The 14352-nt window shown below is 57.3% G+C and carries 13 protein-coding genes; 8 read left to right on the forward strand and 5 right to left on the reverse strand.

Annotation, left to right across the window (positions count from 1 at the left end; all coding sequences use genetic code 11):
• Nucleotides 1–832: GMC oxidoreductase (locus VFQ24_14170; GenBank protein ID HET9179499.1), on the forward strand; the 832-nt coding region annotated here is incomplete at its 5' end.
• 88 nt (nt 833–920) lie between these two features.
• Here VFQ24_14170 and VFQ24_14175 read toward each other — a convergent pair.
• Complete coding sequence (locus VFQ24_14175; GenBank protein HET9179500.1) at nt 921–1139, reverse strand: hypothetical protein; 219 nt, start codon at nt 1137–1139, stop codon at nt 921–923.
• Between the two features lie 217 nt (nt 1140–1356).
• On the opposite strand from VFQ24_14175, the gene VFQ24_14180 reads away from it, so the two are divergent.
• Nucleotides 1357–2031, forward strand: a complete 675-nt coding sequence (locus VFQ24_14180; protein HET9179501.1) for a DUF1080 domain-containing protein — start codon at nt 1357–1359, stop codon at nt 2029–2031.
• Nucleotides 2032–2255: 224 nt separating this feature from the next.
• Here VFQ24_14180 and VFQ24_14185 read toward each other — a convergent pair whose 3' ends face one another.
• Nucleotides 2256–4472, reverse strand: coding sequence for an alpha-galactosidase (locus tag VFQ24_14185; GenBank protein HET9179502.1), 2217 nt, complete (start codon nt 4470–4472; stop codon nt 2256–2258).
• Between the two features lie 195 nt (nt 4473–4667).
• Between VFQ24_14185 and VFQ24_14190 the strand changes: the two genes are divergently transcribed.
• Together VFQ24_14190 and VFQ24_14195 are read left to right on the forward strand one after the other, a co-directional pair.
• Nucleotides 4668–5627 carry an energy transducer TonB gene (locus tag VFQ24_14190; GenBank protein ID HET9179503.1) on the forward strand — a complete coding sequence of 320 codons (960 nt, stop codon included), beginning with the start codon at nt 4668–4670 and terminating at the stop codon, nt 5625–5627.
• A 239-nt stretch (nt 5628–5866) separates the two neighbouring features.
• Nucleotides 5867–6523: a DUF5612 domain-containing protein gene (locus VFQ24_14195; protein ID HET9179504.1), complete on the forward strand. Its 657-nt coding sequence runs from the start codon at nt 5867–5869 to the stop codon at nt 6521–6523.
• A gap of 39 nt (nt 6524–6562) precedes the next feature.
• Here the strand turns inward: VFQ24_14195 and VFQ24_14200 are convergent, their stop codons facing one another.
• Nucleotides 6563–7939 (reverse strand): sigma-54 dependent transcriptional regulator, encoded by a 1377-nt coding sequence (locus VFQ24_14200; protein ID HET9179505.1) that lies wholly within the window; start codon nt 7937–7939, stop codon nt 6563–6565.
• Nucleotides 7940–7975: 36 nt separating this feature from the next.
• Complete coding sequence (locus VFQ24_14205) at nt 7976–9574, reverse strand: ATP-binding protein (protein ID HET9179506.1); 1599 nt, start codon at nt 9572–9574, stop codon at nt 7976–7978.
• 185 nt (nt 9575–9759) lie between these two features.
• Here VFQ24_14205 and polX point away from each other — a divergent pair, with 185 nt between their 5' ends.
• The 4 genes from polX to VFQ24_14225 all read left to right on the forward strand — a co-directional run bounded on the left by polX (nt 9760) and on the right by VFQ24_14225 (nt 13455).
• Entirely contained in the window at nt 9760–11496 is a 1737-nt protein-coding gene (gene polX / locus VFQ24_14210) for a DNA polymerase/3'-5' exonuclease PolX (GenBank protein ID HET9179507.1), read from the forward strand.
• A gap of 250 nt (nt 11497–11746) precedes the next feature.
• Nucleotides 11747–12211, forward strand: coding sequence for a VOC family protein (locus VFQ24_14215; GenBank protein HET9179508.1), 465 nt, complete (start codon nt 11747–11749; stop codon nt 12209–12211).
• Nucleotides 12212–12282: 71 nt separating this feature from the next.
• A complete protein-coding gene (locus tag VFQ24_14220; GenBank protein ID HET9179509.1) occupies nt 12283–12609 on the forward strand; it encodes a hypothetical protein in 327 nt (108 codons plus the stop codon).
• Between the two features lie 141 nt (nt 12610–12750).
• Nucleotides 12751–13455 carry an HAD family phosphatase gene (locus VFQ24_14225; protein ID HET9179510.1) on the forward strand — a complete coding sequence of 235 codons (705 nt, stop codon included), beginning with the start codon at nt 12751–12753 and terminating at the stop codon, nt 13453–13455.
• 99 nt (nt 13456–13554) lie between these two features.
• Here the strand turns inward: VFQ24_14225 and VFQ24_14230 are convergent, their stop codons facing one another.
• Complete coding sequence (locus tag VFQ24_14230; protein HET9179511.1) at nt 13555–14307, reverse strand: SDR family NAD(P)-dependent oxidoreductase; 753 nt, start codon at nt 14305–14307, stop codon at nt 13555–13557.
• Between the last annotated feature and the right edge of the window lie 45 nt (nt 14308–14352).

A 14352-nucleotide genomic window follows, 5' to 3' on the forward strand; every position in this document is an offset into this window, starting at 1 on the left:
GAAGGAAATTCACGGGCGGGTGGTGGCGCTGTGCGCGCAATCGCTCGAGTCGGTGCGAATTCTTTTCAATTCGGCCAACCGCCAATACCCCAATGGCCTGGCCAACTCCAGCAGCGTACTCGGCCATTACCTGATGGACCATCTATGGGTGACGGCCGGCGCCTCCGCCGAGTTTCCCGAGCTCGGCGACAAGCCCAGCCTGGATGGCCCGCACAGGCCTGACGGGATTTATGTGGTCCGTTTCCGAAACACGCAAAACGGTCCGCGCTCAAAGAAATTTCTGCGAGGGTACGGATATCAGGGACGAGGCGGAGCGGATTTCAACTTACAAGCGCCGGGCTTTGGAAAATCTTTCAAGAAGGCCGTGTCTGACCCGAGCATCACGGTGCACATCGACAGCTTTGGTGAATGCCTCGCACGCTGGGACAACTATGTCGAAATCGATCCGGGCGTAGTGGACACGTATGGAATTCCAGTATTACGAATTCATATGAGCTTTGGCGACAATGAACGCGCTATGATTCCCGATATGGCGGAAGCGGCCGTCGAGATGATGGAAGCCGCCGGAGGCCACAATATTCAGCCGTTCACGGTTCCTGACCGCCAGCCCGGTTACGGCATTCACGAGGTAGGAGTCGCGCGAATGGGGCACGATGCCAGGAAATCCGTCCTCAACCAGTTCCAGCAATGCCACGACATCCCGAACCTGCTGGTGCTGGACGGGGGCGCATTCGCGTCCAGCGCCTGCCAGAATCCCACCCTGACGATCATGGCGCTGTGCGTGCGTTCCTGCGACCATCTGATGCAGGAAATGAAAAGAGGAAACGTGTAACTTTTGGCGGCCGAGTCTCCGGGTTGGACGTATGGAGCCATGACCAGAGCCAAAATCACGCGTCTGGTCAGATCTCCGCAGCAGGCGGTTACCGCCGCAAAGCGGGAAGCGGCATCACGGGCCGGATAGTTTGTGCTCCTGAATCGCCCATCTGATACCCCGTGACGTGCTTGCTGGTGTTCTGATTGGTCATTTTGCCGCTCGTCTCCAGGTACGTAGTTGTGCAGCCCGCGGCGAAAAGGCCGGTCAGCAGCAGGGCCGCACCCATCAACAGGCAGTATTTTGTCTTCGCAAGATTCCGTATCATTCTTGTCTCCTCGTTTGTTATATGATGACGTATCATATTTCTGAAAAATCTATGGGCGGCGGAACTGCGCCCGCGCGCTTTGCAGCAACCTTTTATATTAGCCCGAACATCTCCATCGGCGCTAACGCCATGAACATATCCACGCGCGAAATCAGCCCCATCATAATCCCGGGCAGCGCCTCACAATCCACAGCAACCGGCACAGGAAGGCACATCCATGAAACAAGCTGTGATTCCAAGCACTGTTATCTTTCTTCTGTTATTGATCGGTATAGTCATGGTCCCACGCGGTGAAAGCCGAGCAGCGCCGGGAACATCCGGCTGGATTGACATTATGCCGGGGCCTTCCTTTAGTGATTGGACGCGCGTGGCGATTCCACCCGACCGAATGCTGGCGCAGTATTCCCAGTGGAGCGTGGACGCCGCAAACCACACGCTCGTTTGCGCGGGTGACGGCGGGCATGAGTGGCTCCGCTACGGGCGTGAACTGGGCGACTTTCTGTTCCACGTGGAGTGGCGGCTCACACGGCACGAAGGCGGCAAAGGTTACAACAGCGGAGTTTTTGTCCGCAACAACGACAACGGAGGCATCTGGTACCAGGCACAAGTGGGCACCGCCGGTAGCGGGTACTGGTTCGGTTACGATAACCCTGCTGAAAAGGGACCGATCGGCTTCAACCTGAAACCCGAGATGAAAGTGAACGCGGTGAAGCCCGCCGGGGAGTGGAACACGTTTGACATTCGCTGCCAGGGCGCAAGGCTGGTGCTGAAAGTGAATGGGACCGCCACCAGCGAATTCGACGCGTGCAGAAACCTGAAAGGCTATCTTGGCCTTGAGGCAGAAGGTTCCCGCATCGAGTTTCGCAAGATGAGAATCAAACTTCTGAAGTGACGGGAAGGCGCCGGGGCCGCCGAACGGGGTTCGTAGTTGCGCGCGTGGCACCAATGTGGCGTCCACGTAATTGTTCACGTCGTCATACGAGGGCCGGTGCTCTTCCGGCACGAGAAATCTGCTTCTCGGCCAGCCAAAAGCAGATTCCTCTCCCGCTTTGCGGTAACGGAATGACGGGCAGGCGCGGCGGGTTGTAAAAAGTTAGTGGGACACGACGCCAGCCATCACACCTTGCTGGCTTTCAACAGGAGGTGCTGGCGGAACTGTGCTTTCAGCCTGGGATTTGCGGCGTTGACGGTCCCCAGATCTTTTTCGTTCTCGTAATCGGTAACGCGGTACTGGCCGGGATCAAGGCCCCGCAATTCCAGTTCGCCTTCCCAGGCCGGCTGCGGACCAGGCGCATAAAAGGCATAGTAGATGTTCCCATCTTTGGCGATGGCATAGGCTTCGGGAGAGTCGTACCCGTAATTATAAAGATCGAGGAAAGTGCCTTCGGAAAGCATCTCGCGATTGTAAATGGCCGTCCACTTTTTCCAGATTTTCTCCTTTGCGGGCGTGAGGTAAACATTACCGAAATGCGCCCCAGGATCAGGCCACACAAACTTCGTTCCTACCACGCCGCCCGGCCCGACCGTTGAGGCGAAGTCTTCGCCCACGTCGAGTTCGTGTTCTGAATTGGCATGCCGGACCCTGGTGAGTTCAACGTGGTCTCCATAAACGGCAGCTTTCGGCCCCATCAGCGCCTTGTACATCTTGATGCGGCGCCGGACCTGGATGGAGCCTACGGGGTCTGCCGTCACGGCCTGGTTCATAAAAGGCAGCCAGGCAAAGTTGGGCGGCGCTCCGCACGGGCAGATTTGCGTAACGCTGTAAGACTTGAGGGCGCGCGAGGTTTCAAAAATCGCCTGGATAACCTTGGGCATGGCCATGACGGAATCCTGCGGCGATTTGTGATGGTGCGCCGGATTGTAGCAGGGGGGCGCGCTGAACACGCTGTCCATTTTGCTGCCATCATATCCCCAGTCCCGGATGAAGCGTTGCACCAGCCTGACAAAATACTGCCGCACCTCCGGCACCGCCGGGCAGAGCGAGGCCACATCACACACAGGGCTGATCAGCCGCGCATGCTTGCCTTCTTTGTCGAGGACCAGCCAATCCGGATGTTCCTGCGATACTTTGGAAGTGACGGCGTGCTTCCAGTCGAGGTGCTTACCCTGGCCGTCATCCACAGCCAGCGGCTGCCACCAGAGCTGGATGTAAAATCCCTGCTTGTGGAATTCATCGGCCAGTTGCTTGATGGTGTCACCGGGGAAGGTATCTTCACGCGGGTCCCAGTCGCCGAAATCATTGAACCAGCGATAATCAAGCGTGGCCCACTTGATGCCAAATTCCTTCAGCTTCGGGATGGTTCCGAGCATCTGCGCGCGAGTAACATCCTGCTCATAACCCCAGCCACACCAGTTGATGTCGTACGCGTCCTTGCCCGGGCTCGGAATGTTCCAGCCCTCGCGCTGCAGCACTCGCGAATAGGTCCGCAAGGGCTTGTAAAAGTCGCCCTCGTAAACCGAGATGAAACTCTGCGGCAGTGAATAAACCTCGCCGGGTTTGAGCGTGACTCGAGGCTCCATCTCCATGGCGGCTTCAACGCGGTTGTCCGTGGCCACTTCCACCGGAAGCGAAAGGACCAGCGGCAACAGTTCCAGATGGCCAATGCCGATTCCCACTTTGTCCGTCCAGAAGGCAACCACCGGGATGCCGCCACCCAGGCCTTGTGGCGTGGGGCCGCCCATCAGGTTAAGCTGCGAAAATTTTGCCGGAATTTCCTCAATGATGTTTTCGCCCCACTTGTAACTGGAGCCCTGGAACGACCACATTTTGTACGGCGGCGCCTTGTGATCGATCAGGTATGCGTTCAGCCGATGCCGGTTTGCGACCACGCGGTCAATCGCGAGATCCTTCCCGGTCATGTTCTTGTAGCTTTCCGTCACAACAGCCAGGCCGGGAAAGTCATCATACACTTCCACCGTGAGCGTCTTTTCGATCCCTTCCGGGCTGCTCGCTGGAATTTCAACGCGCTTGCCTACCGGCCCGATCTTTCCTTTGGCTTCTGCAATGATCGACTGGCCGAAGTCAAACTTGAAGCCGGAAATCTGCTTGCCGCCGCTCACAAGATAGCTGCCAGCGCCAGGACCGGACGCAGGCTCTTCAAGCGTCAGGCTGCCACTCTGCGTGCGGAGAAAAGCTTGAATATTTCCGGAAGGAAGAACGTGGAATTCGGCGGCGGATGTCTGGAGAATAATCGGGCCGTCCCGGTTGACGCCTACATCGACCGAGGAAACTTTGCCCGCTGGTTTGTCAGGTGAACCTCCGCTCCTGCAGGCCGCCATTCCGGCAACCAGCGCAATACCGGCCTTTTCCAGCCACTGCCGCCTGTTCATCATGTCCCCCTTCTTCACCTGCTGAAAAGCGAAGGAACATTATACTGCCACAAGTCTCAAATGGGGCGAACGCAAGGCTTCCGTTGTGTGACCAAAAGAGCGATCGCACGAGACCTTTAAAGGAAGGCCTCCGCAGTGTATACTCGGAACCAATCGGAGTCTGAAGCACCCAGACTGAGAGATCATCGGAGGTGGGCTATGAAGCCGGCTTTCGGGCTCCTCGCGTTGCTTGTTCTTCCGTGTCTTGCTTTCGGCCAGGACCTGCAGTTGCGGCAGCAAGCCGTCAGTCTGCTGGAAAGGGCAAACGCGGTAAGCGTCTCACCAAATTTCCCAAGTCTTGAGCGGGCCGTCAGCTTCCGCGTGCTGGACTCGGCAACGGGGCCGCAACAGGGCACGTTCACGCGCATGGTCATTCGGGGAGGCGGACGCCGTGACGAAATAACCTTCGGCAGTTTTCATATGCTCAACATCTACGCGCAAGGACAACTTGCCACCGTCCGTACGTCTGAGCTGCTACCGCCGGCACCCGCGGACGCTCTACGCCTCACCCCCATCAACCTGGTGCGTTTCGATGACGAAGACATAATCTACGCCATTAACGACAGCGTATCCGGCGGGCACCCGGCTCGCTGCATCGAGTTCAATACCATCGTGGGAGAAACCAACGAGAACAATGAGTTGTGCGTGGATTCCAATAATGGAACACTGGTTCGCGAAAAGATCGGGGACCAGATCATTGAGAACAGTGACTTCTTTTCTTTCGCCGGCGCGTTAATTCCAGGAAAAATAGAGTACTCGTTTGGAGGTGTTCCGAAAATCGAAATCACTCAGACGATGACCGCACTCGACCATCCCGCGCCGGATGTTCTGGTTGTACCACCGAACGCCGAAATCCGCCCGATATGCAAGACCTCGCGACGCGCGTTTGGACAGAACATGCCGCAACCTAAGCCAACCGGCGGTGGAGCAGCCGACATCCTTCTGCGCGGAATTATCGGGAAGGACGGAAGAGTTCGCGACCCGATGGTCCAGCGATCCGAACGTCCTGACCTCAACGCCCAGGCGCTGAGCATCGTCCAGCAATGGACCTTTTCCCCAGCCATGTGCGACGGAGAGCCAAACGAAACCACGGGAACGTTTGTGCTCCATTTCCGCTGAAGGGCAGTCGGATAATCTGGCTGCGAACCAGCCTATCGTTAACCAACCCCCTCCGAAGCACCAGCAACCTCAGGCGATGACAGCGGTTATTCGGCATGTAAAGTGTGCTACGCTATGCGGACATCCGGGTGCGGATGCGCGTGTTTTCCGGGTTCCGAAGCCAAAATGCCGCCGGGACGGCGGCGCTACGGGTGCGGGTGCAGACATTTTCCGGATCCCGCAAGTCTTCAGGAGCGACGATGGCAGAACAAGTTGGCATTCTGGTTCGGGTGGAATCGGGATTGGGTGTGCTGCACCAGTTGACAGGGGTGATTGCCGCCCAGCAGGGGGATATCTCGACGGTAGCAATTGTTGAGAGCAGCCCGCATGAAGCCCGCATCTATTTTGAAATCGAGCTTCCCGGGGCCGTCGAAAATTTGCTGGAAGGGCTACGGTTGCTGCCCATCGTGAAGGAAACGGAACCCGTTGGCACCCTGGACAAAATTTATGGCAAGCGCATCATCGTGATGGGAGGCGGCGCGCAGGTGGGACAGGTGGCCATCGGCGCCATATCTGAAGCCGACCGGCATAACATCCGGGGCGAACATATCTCCGTGGATACCATTCCGCTGGTGGGCGAGCAGCCGCTGGCGGAGGCCGTTCGCGCCGTAGGACGCCTGCCGCGCGCGCGCGTTCTGGTGCTGGCTGGATCGCTGATGGGCGGCGACATTGAGCGCGCCGTCCGCGAGGTGCGCGCACAAGGCCTGCTGGTCATCAGCCTCAACATGGCAGGGAGCGTTCCCGAGGTGGCCGACCTGGTGGTCACCGACCCGGTGCAGGCCGGCGTGATGGCCGTGATGGCCATTGCCGATACCGCCAAGTTCAGCATTGACCGGCTGAAGAAACGGGCGTTCTAGCGCGCGACCGCCTCCTTACCAGCAGAAGACCACCACTTATCAGAGTTTATCGTCTTCCAAGGGGTGGCGGTGCGTCATCCGGTAGAGTGTATTGCGGCTGATTCCCAGGATGTCAGCGGCCTGCGACTTGTTGTTGCCCGTCATTTTCAACACATAATTCAAGTAGCGCCGACCGAGTTCTTCAAGCGACGGCAGCTCCGCAAACAGCAGGTCTACGGCCCTGGCGTGCTCGCTGCCGGGGCACAGCTTGGCGGGAAGGTCCTGAAGAGTGATCACGCCGGAGCGGTTGAGCGCGGCCACAGATTCCAGCGTGTTCAACAGTTCTCTCACGTTGCCTGGCCAGGCATATACAACGAGGGCGGAGTGCGCTTCGGGAGATAGTGTGAGTGTTCGGCCGGATTCAGCGCTTAGCTTCTGAAGGAAGTGCGCCACCAGCAGCGGAATATCTTCCGCGCGCTGCCGAAGGGGCGGAAGATCGATCTCTATAACGCGAAGCCGGTAATAGAGGTCTTCACGGAAACTCCCTTCCGCCACCAGATCAGCCAAATGCTGGTTTGAAGCGGCAATCATGCGGACATCAACCCGAATCGACTGGTTCGACCCCACAGGCCGGACCTCCTGCGCTTCCAGCGTGCGCAGCAATTTGACCTGAAGGGCGGGACTCATCTCTGAGACTTCATCAAGGAAGACGGTGCCACCATTGGCATCCTCAAAGATTCCGACCTTGTTCACGCTGGCGCCTGTAAATGAACCCCGGACGTGGCCGAACAGTTCGGATTCCAGCAGTGACTCAGTAAAGGCCCCGCAGTTTACGGCCAGAAAGCGTTGCTGCGCCCGCGGTCCGTTGGTGTGGATGGCGCGCGCCACAAGCTCCTTGCCGGTGCCGCTCTCTCCGGTGATCAGGACCGTGGCCCGTGAATCGGCGACCATCCCGATCTTCTTGTAAACTTCCAGCATCGAGGAGCTCCGGCCCACCAGCGAGGACACCGGCGCCGAAGCAGCGGGTGGAGGCGCCTGCCTACGTGTTTCGCGGACGAGCTTGCGGCTTTCAAGGGCCCGCCGAACACGGTTCAAAACGTCGTCGATCTTAAAAGGTTTGGAAAGATAATCGAAGGCGCCCGCCTTCACCGCTTCAATGGCCGTTTCCATTGAACCGAAGGCTGTGATCAGGATGACTTCTGAATCGGGCTGAATCGACTTGAAGGCGCGCAGCACGTCCAGACCACTCAACTCCGGGCCCAGGCGAATGTCACTGAGAATCACCTCGAAGGGCGCTTGCTTGCCCGCCTCCAGGGCCTCCTCTGCTCCAGAGGCTGCGACTACCCGATAACCCTCCCCCTCCAAGACTTCGGAGAGCAGATGCCGCGTGTCGGCATCGTCGTCCACCACAAGGATTGTTGCGTTTCGGTTGACCATAAAATCCTGAGTTGTTAAAAGGGCGCCGGGTCCCTGCTATACGGGAGATTCGATTTTGGAACCACGAGGCGTGTCCGTCCTTACCTCAATCAGCTCGCGGCAATCCACCGGCAAGACGATAGTAAACCTGGTGCCACGACCGAGTTCACTGTCAGCCTGGATGCTTCCCTTATGCTGACGAATAATTTGCTCCGAGATGGCAAGACCCAGGCCGGCCCCCGTTCCCAGCCTTTTGGTTGTGAACATCGGTTCAAAGATGCGTTGTAAGGTGTCGTGTGCAATGCCGACACCCGTGTCTTCCACCTCGATAACCACGGCCTTGTCTTGATCCGAAGGAGAAAGACGAGTGCGGGTGGTCAAAGTTCCGCCAGAGGGCATCGCGTCCATGCTGTTGTTAATCAGATTCAGAAACACCTGCTGGAGGTAACCCGGGTCGGCGTAAACCGGCGGGACCTTCCGGGCCCAATCCATTACGACACGAATGTGCCGGTGTTCAAGAGCGGGAGAAGAAAGGGTCAAGGAGTCTTCCAGCAATCGGGCGACGTCAACCTGTTCCAGCCGAAGATCAAACTGGCGGGTCCAGGAAAGCAGTTGTTTAACGCTGCGCACGATGCTGTCAATCTGGCGCTCGATAATTTCAAGGCGCCGCGCGCCGGCCGCGCCTCCCACTCCCTGCCGTGCCAGCAGCTGCACATGGCCGGAAATTGAGTTGAGGGGTGTGCCGATCTCATGCGCGAGCCCGGCAGCCAGTTGGCCCGCAACCGCCAGCCGCTCAGATCGTGCCAGGGTCTTCTGGGTTTCGAACAATTCCTCGTTAATCCGCCTCAGGTCCTCATTGCGGCTGGCAAGTTCCGCCGTGGCATCCTGGATCTTTTGCCCAAGCTCCGCATTGAAGCTTTCGATCCGGGCCAGCATGCGATTCAATCGTTCGGCCAGTTGCCCAATTTCATCATGGCTCCTCACGCGAGCGCGCGCCTGCAATGATTTCCCTTCCGCCGAATCGATCACCCGAAGCATCTCCTTGACCGGTTTGCGGATGCTTCGGAGGAAAAACATGTGTATTACCAGGATCAGGAATGCCAGCCCGGCCAGAGTCACCAGGAGGTTGCGCAGCACCAGGCGCTCCGTAATCACGCTCAGGTGCAGTTTGGAAACCTTGAGGTTCAGACACGCGATGGGCTGATCGTCCTGGCGGATGGTGGTCCCCATGATCCAGTAATTCCCGTCCGGCGTATCAATGGTGATCTGGTCAGGTTCTGCCCGCTGGTAGTCGTTGTAGTTCTCAATGTCGCGGATGTAATCAAGTTCAAGGACCTGCCCGTCGGGATCCGTCGTGGCAATCAGTTCGTGCCGGGGCACATGGATGAAAACGTCGGCCTGGGTGATGCTGGGGAAGTCGTGCTCAAGCTGTCGAAGAGCGCGGACGAGAATGGAAGGATTTTCGATGGCATGCTCGTCTACCAACTGTTGCGCGATCGAACGGGCCTGAGCCAGCGCCTTGCGATAAGTATCCTCCTCCACCAACTGGCGGGTGAGGAGCATGGCGATGTAGGTTGAAACAGCAACGACGGAGATAACCGCCACCGCGATGATAAGGACGATCTTGCCCTGAAGCCCAAGCCGACGAAACATCATGTCTTTACGCTTGCCGATTCTAACACCGACCAGCCCCGCAAGGAAACATCCGCCATCAAGAACTGGTAACATAATGCAAGAGGACGAGTTACTGAGAACCCCCTGTGGGCGAAGCCAAACCCGAAACCTACGTGCAAAGCCCGCGGAGGGGTGTGCCCGGATTGTTCAGCAATAACGAGGCCGCAATGGAAAACCGCGAAATCGCTGCTGTTTTTGAAGAGATCTCGAATCTCATGAAAATCCTTCAGGAGGACCCTAAATGGTCCTTCAAAGCTGCAGCCTACGACCGCGCCTGTCGTTCGCTAGAAAGCTTTCACGAACGCGTCCAGGACGTGGCCAGCGATCCGGATCGAAAGCTCACTGAAATTCCAGGAATCGGGGAAGACCTTGCAGGGAAAATCAAGGAATTGCTGGAAACCGGCAAGTGCCAATATCACCAGGAGCTGCTGAAGAAAGTTCCGCGAAGCCTGTTGCGTCTTCTTGAATTGCAGGGAGTGGGCCCGCAGAAAGTCCGCTTGTTTCACAAGGAACTGGGCGTCAATACCATCGAAGACCTTGAACGGGCCGTGAAGGCCGGACGCCTGCATGGACTGCCGGGGATGAGCGCCAAGACGGAAGAGAATATTTTGAAGGCGATCGAGACGTTCCAGCGTTCTGCTGGAAGGTTCCGGCTGGACACTGCCTATGAGACGGCTGAAGAGTTGGTCGAATACCTAAAAAGGAAAAAAGAAGTGGAAGAGGTTACGCCGGCAGGTTCGCTGCGGCGTGGACGCGAAACAGTCGGTGATCTCGATTTGCTGGTCACAGGGACCAATCACGCAAAGATTGCCGACCACATCTCGCAATATCCCGGCATCGACCAGATTCTTGGCAAGGGCGAAGACAAAGTCAGCGTCCGGCTGAAAAACGGTATGCAAGTTGACGTCCGATTGCTGGAAAGCGATCAGTTCGGCGCGGCGCTGATGTACTTCACCGGATCGAAAGAGCACAATATCGCGCTGCGCGAGCGCGCCAGAAAGCGAGGCTGGAAACTGAGCGAATACGGACTGTTTGAAGACGACAAAGTCCTGGCCAGCCGGACGGAAGAGGAAATCTACAAGAAATTTGGTTTGCAGTGGATTCCGCCGGAATTGCGCGAAGATCATGGAGAAATCGAAGCGGCGGAAGAAGGCAAACTGCCGAAACTCGTCGAGTTGGAGGACATCAAAGGTGACCTTCAAATGCATACCACCGCCTCCGACGGCAAAGCCAGCGTGGAAGAGATGGCTGAAGCCGCCAGGAAGCTTGGCTATGAGTACATCCTGATCACCGACCACTCAAAAGCCGTGACCATCGCCAACGGCCTGGATGAGAAACGTGCCGTTGAAAACATCAAGCTCATTCAGGCTGCCCGCAAGAAGGTGAGAGGAATTGAGATCTGGGCGGGTGCAGAGGTGGACATCATGGGCGATGGCCGGCTCGACTATCCGGATGAATTGCTGAAGCAGTTTGATATTGTCCTGGCTAGTGTCCACTCGCGCATGACCATGCCCGCCGATGAGATGACCCCGCGCCTGCTGAAGGCCCTTGAAAATCCCTATGTGCGAATCCTGGGCCACCCGACCGGCCGGCAGATTCTGCGGCGTGACCCGTTTCAGTTTGACGTGGAGAAGGTCTTTGCCGCCGCGAAGAAGCACGGGGTCATCCTGGAACTGAACGCCAGCCCGGAGCGTCTCGATCTGTCCGACCGGCACGTGAAGCTGGCCAAGGAGCGTGGAATGAAGGTCATCATCTCTACCGACGCCCACCGTCCCGAGCATTTCAAATTGATGCGCTATGGCGTGATTACAGCGCGGCGTGGCTGGCTGGAAAAGAACGACGTTCTCAACACACTGCCAGCCGGACGGTTCATGGACTCGCTGCGGAAGCTTCCGACCTACTGAGGATTACAAAATATGATGACAAGATCGTTTGTAGCGCCGCCGTCCCGGCGGCAATTTTCAGGGGCTGGTCCCGCTTGGCGGGATCGTCGCTACGGAAGTCCGTCACTCTATTATGCAATCTTCATTAATTTTAGCGTGGGCTCTGGATATTGAGCGTCCTGGCAAGACCTAACCATTCGGTGGCACGAGCCCCCGTTCGGTGGTAAATTCCTCTTATCGGATTCAAAATCCTGCACGAAAGGGGGCAGCCATGAGCAGCAACGTGAGAGCCATTCCGGAGGGCTACCATTCGGTGACGCCTTACCTGATTGTGAAGGGCGCAGCGAAGGCTATCGAGTTCTACAAGCAGGCGTTTGGAGCAGTAGAAACCCTGCGCATGCCGCAGCCCGATGGAAGGATTGGTCATGCGGAATTGAAGATCGGCAATTCCACCATCATGCTGGCTGACGAATTTCCGGAAAGAAATATCCGCGGGCCGGAATCGCTGGGCGGCACACCCGTAATGATGCACCTTTATATCGAGGATGTGGACACGGTGGCGCAACGCGCTGTTGCCGCCGGCGCGAAAGAGATGCGGCCCGTTCAGAACCAGTTTTACGGCGACCGCTCCGGCATGTTTGCCGATCCCTTCGGCCACCAGTGGAACATCTCAACCCACGTGGAAGATTTATCACCAGAGGAAATCGGGAAACGCGCCGCAGCCGCCGCTCATTGAAGTTGACCAGGCAATCCCGGGCCGGTCTCCCGCACCCGAGGACGCGCCCGGCGCCATGCTATAATCACCGTATGGCTGGTGACATTGAATCCCGGATGCAGTTTATCATCGAGCAGCAGACGCAGTTCACGACTGATATCCAAGCGCTTAAGGAGCGACAGGAAGCTGGACAGCAGCAGATCGAGGAAAACCGAGAGAGAATCCGCCAACTCCTGGACGCGACTCTGTCGCTGGTGAGGCACGGCGAGGAGACGGACCGGCGCTTACGCGAACTGGGACAAGAGACTGATCGGCGCATTCAGGAGCTGCCCGAGTCCGGAGCCCACACAGACCGCCGCCTGGATGCGCTGATAGACGTAGCAGGCAAACTGACGCGGCGGAACGGCGGAGCCAATTAAGGACGGGCCCAGACAGCGCCTCACTTCCCGCGGAAGGCATCAGTGAAACCCCCATTGGTTTCGGTGATAACTCCCACCACCTGGATCTTTTTCCGTTCCTTCGTCATAACTATTAGGACCATTGATCAGTAACGGAGGCGAATGCACAAGCGCACAAAACTGCCCGCCGCAGTCATTTTTGACATGGATGGAGTTTTGGTGAACAGCAATCCTTACCATCTGGCGAAATGGATTGACTTCCTCAACCATCACCAGATCAGCTACAAGGAAGAGGAGCTCCCGGAACTGATTCTTGGCAAGCGAAATGACACAGCTTTCAGGCATTTTCTGGGCCCGGACCTGCCCCCCCAGGAGAGCAAGCGGCTGAGCGAAGAGATTGAGGAAACCTTTCGCAGGGTCTTTAAGCCGCACGCCAGGCCCTTGCCGGGTCTGGATAAGCTGATCAAGGAATGCCACACAGCAGGCATTCCCATGGCCGTGGCCTCCTCAGCGGTAAGGACGAATATCGAATTTGTGGTGGACGCATTAGGCTACCGCCCCTACTTCCGCACGATGGTCAGCGGTGACGAAGTGACGCATGCCAAGCCCGATCCAGAGATTTATCTGAAGGCGGCAAGGGACCTGGGGATAAATCCCACTGATGCCGTGGCGTTTGAAGATTCCTATGTAGGGATCGGCGCCGTAAAGAGCGCCGGGATGAAGTGCGTCGCCATCGCCTCGACTTTCCCCATTGAGAGGCTGGTTCCGCTGGCTGATCTCGCTATTCCGACATTTGAAGACGTTAACCTGGAAAAACTCCGCGCTCTCTTTGTCGCGAAGGACGAATCGTCCAAGGTGGCACGCTGAACCAGATGGAACTGCTGGTCGAATACCATTCGATCAGTGCTTGAAAGCCCCTGCACGGTGGAAAGCAACTCGTCTCCCCCGGCAGTCTGTCGTGCGTTTTTAATAAGTGGCGCGGCCGCCTGAAATGTCGTAGCACTGGCCGGTTGTAAAGGACGATTCGCGTGAGGCCAGGAAATGTACCAGCGCCGCAATCTCTTCAATCTTACCCGTACGCCCCATTGGGATCTTGCTGAGCATGTAATCCAACGTGGTCTTGGAGACGTCGTCCAGAATCTTTGTTTGAACGACGGCAGGGGAAATGCTGTTGACCGTGATGTCGCCCTTTCCAGCAACTTCCTTGGCCAGGGCCTTGGTCAGGCAAATCACTGCTGCTTTGGTCGCCGAGTAAGGAACCAGCGTCGGATTGCCTTCCTTCCCCGCGATGGAGGCAACGTTCACGATGCGCCCGTATTTCCTTTCGAGCATTTCGCCGATCACCGCCTTGCACGTCAGGAAAACTCCCTTAAGATTCACCGCATAAACGCGGTCGAGGTCCTGTTCGTCCAGTTCCGTAAGCGGCAGGGTCCTGCCGGCAATTCCGGCATTGTTCACCAGAATATCAATTGGCCCAATCTGACGGCGGACTTTGTCTATGGCATTCGTCACGGACAATGCCGATGAGACATCACATTCAATGCCGACGCCGTCAATCGATTTTGCGACGGCCCGGACAAGGTCTCGTTTCACATCCAGCACCGCGACACGCGCGCCTGCTGCGGCGAATCGGCGCGAGATGCCCTCTCCGATGCCCTGCCCTCCGCCGGTAACGATCGCGGCCTGATCTTTCAAACTAAAAAAGTCCCGTTTGCTCATAGCGACGTGGTCCTCTTGGCTGTGATGATATCCTTGAATCAACAA

The organism is Terriglobia bacterium (assembly GCA_035712365.1).
Lineage (GTDB): Bacteria > Acidobacteriota > Terriglobia > UBA7540 > UBA7540 > SCRD01.

Bases quoted from the DNA above. Each gene is read 5' to 3' on its own strand.
- VFQ24_14215 (HET9179508.1), top strand. From the start codon at position 11,747: ATGAGCAGCAACGTGAGAGCCATTCCGGAGGGCTACCATTCGGTGACG.
- VFQ24_14220 (HET9179509.1), top strand. From the start codon at position 12,283: ATGGCTGGTGACATTGAATCCCGGATGCAGTTTATCATCGAGCAGCAG.
- VFQ24_14175 (HET9179500.1), bottom strand. From the start codon at position 1,139: ATGATACGGAATCTTGCGAAGACAAAATACTGCCTGTTGATGGGTGCG.
- VFQ24_14190 (HET9179503.1), top strand. From the start codon at position 4,668: ATGAAGCCGGCTTTCGGGCTCCTCGCGTTGCTTGTTCTTCCGTGTCTT.
- VFQ24_14195 (HET9179504.1), top strand. From the start codon at position 5,867: ATGGCAGAACAAGTTGGCATTCTGGTTCGGGTGGAATCGGGATTGGGT.
- VFQ24_14205 (HET9179506.1), bottom strand. From the start codon at position 9,574: ATGATGTTTCGTCGGCTTGGGCTTCAGGGCAAGATCGTCCTTATCATC.
- VFQ24_14200 (HET9179505.1), bottom strand. From the start codon at position 7,939: ATGGTCAACCGAAACGCAACAATCCTTGTGGTGGACGACGATGCCGAC.
- VFQ24_14180 (HET9179501.1), top strand. From the start codon at position 1,357: ATGAAACAAGCTGTGATTCCAAGCACTGTTATCTTTCTTCTGTTATTG.
- VFQ24_14185 (HET9179502.1), bottom strand. From the start codon at position 4,472: ATGATGAACAGGCGGCAGTGGCTGGAAAAGGCCGGTATTGCGCTGGTT.
- VFQ24_14230 (HET9179511.1), bottom strand. From the start codon at position 14,307: ATGAGCAAACGGGACTTTTTTAGTTTGAAAGATCAGGCCGCGATCGTT.
- polX (HET9179507.1), top strand. From the start codon at position 9,760: ATGGAAAACCGCGAAATCGCTGCTGTTTTTGAAGAGATCTCGAATCTC.
- VFQ24_14225 (HET9179510.1), top strand. From the start codon at position 12,751: ATGCACAAGCGCACAAAACTGCCCGCCGCAGTCATTTTTGACATGGAT.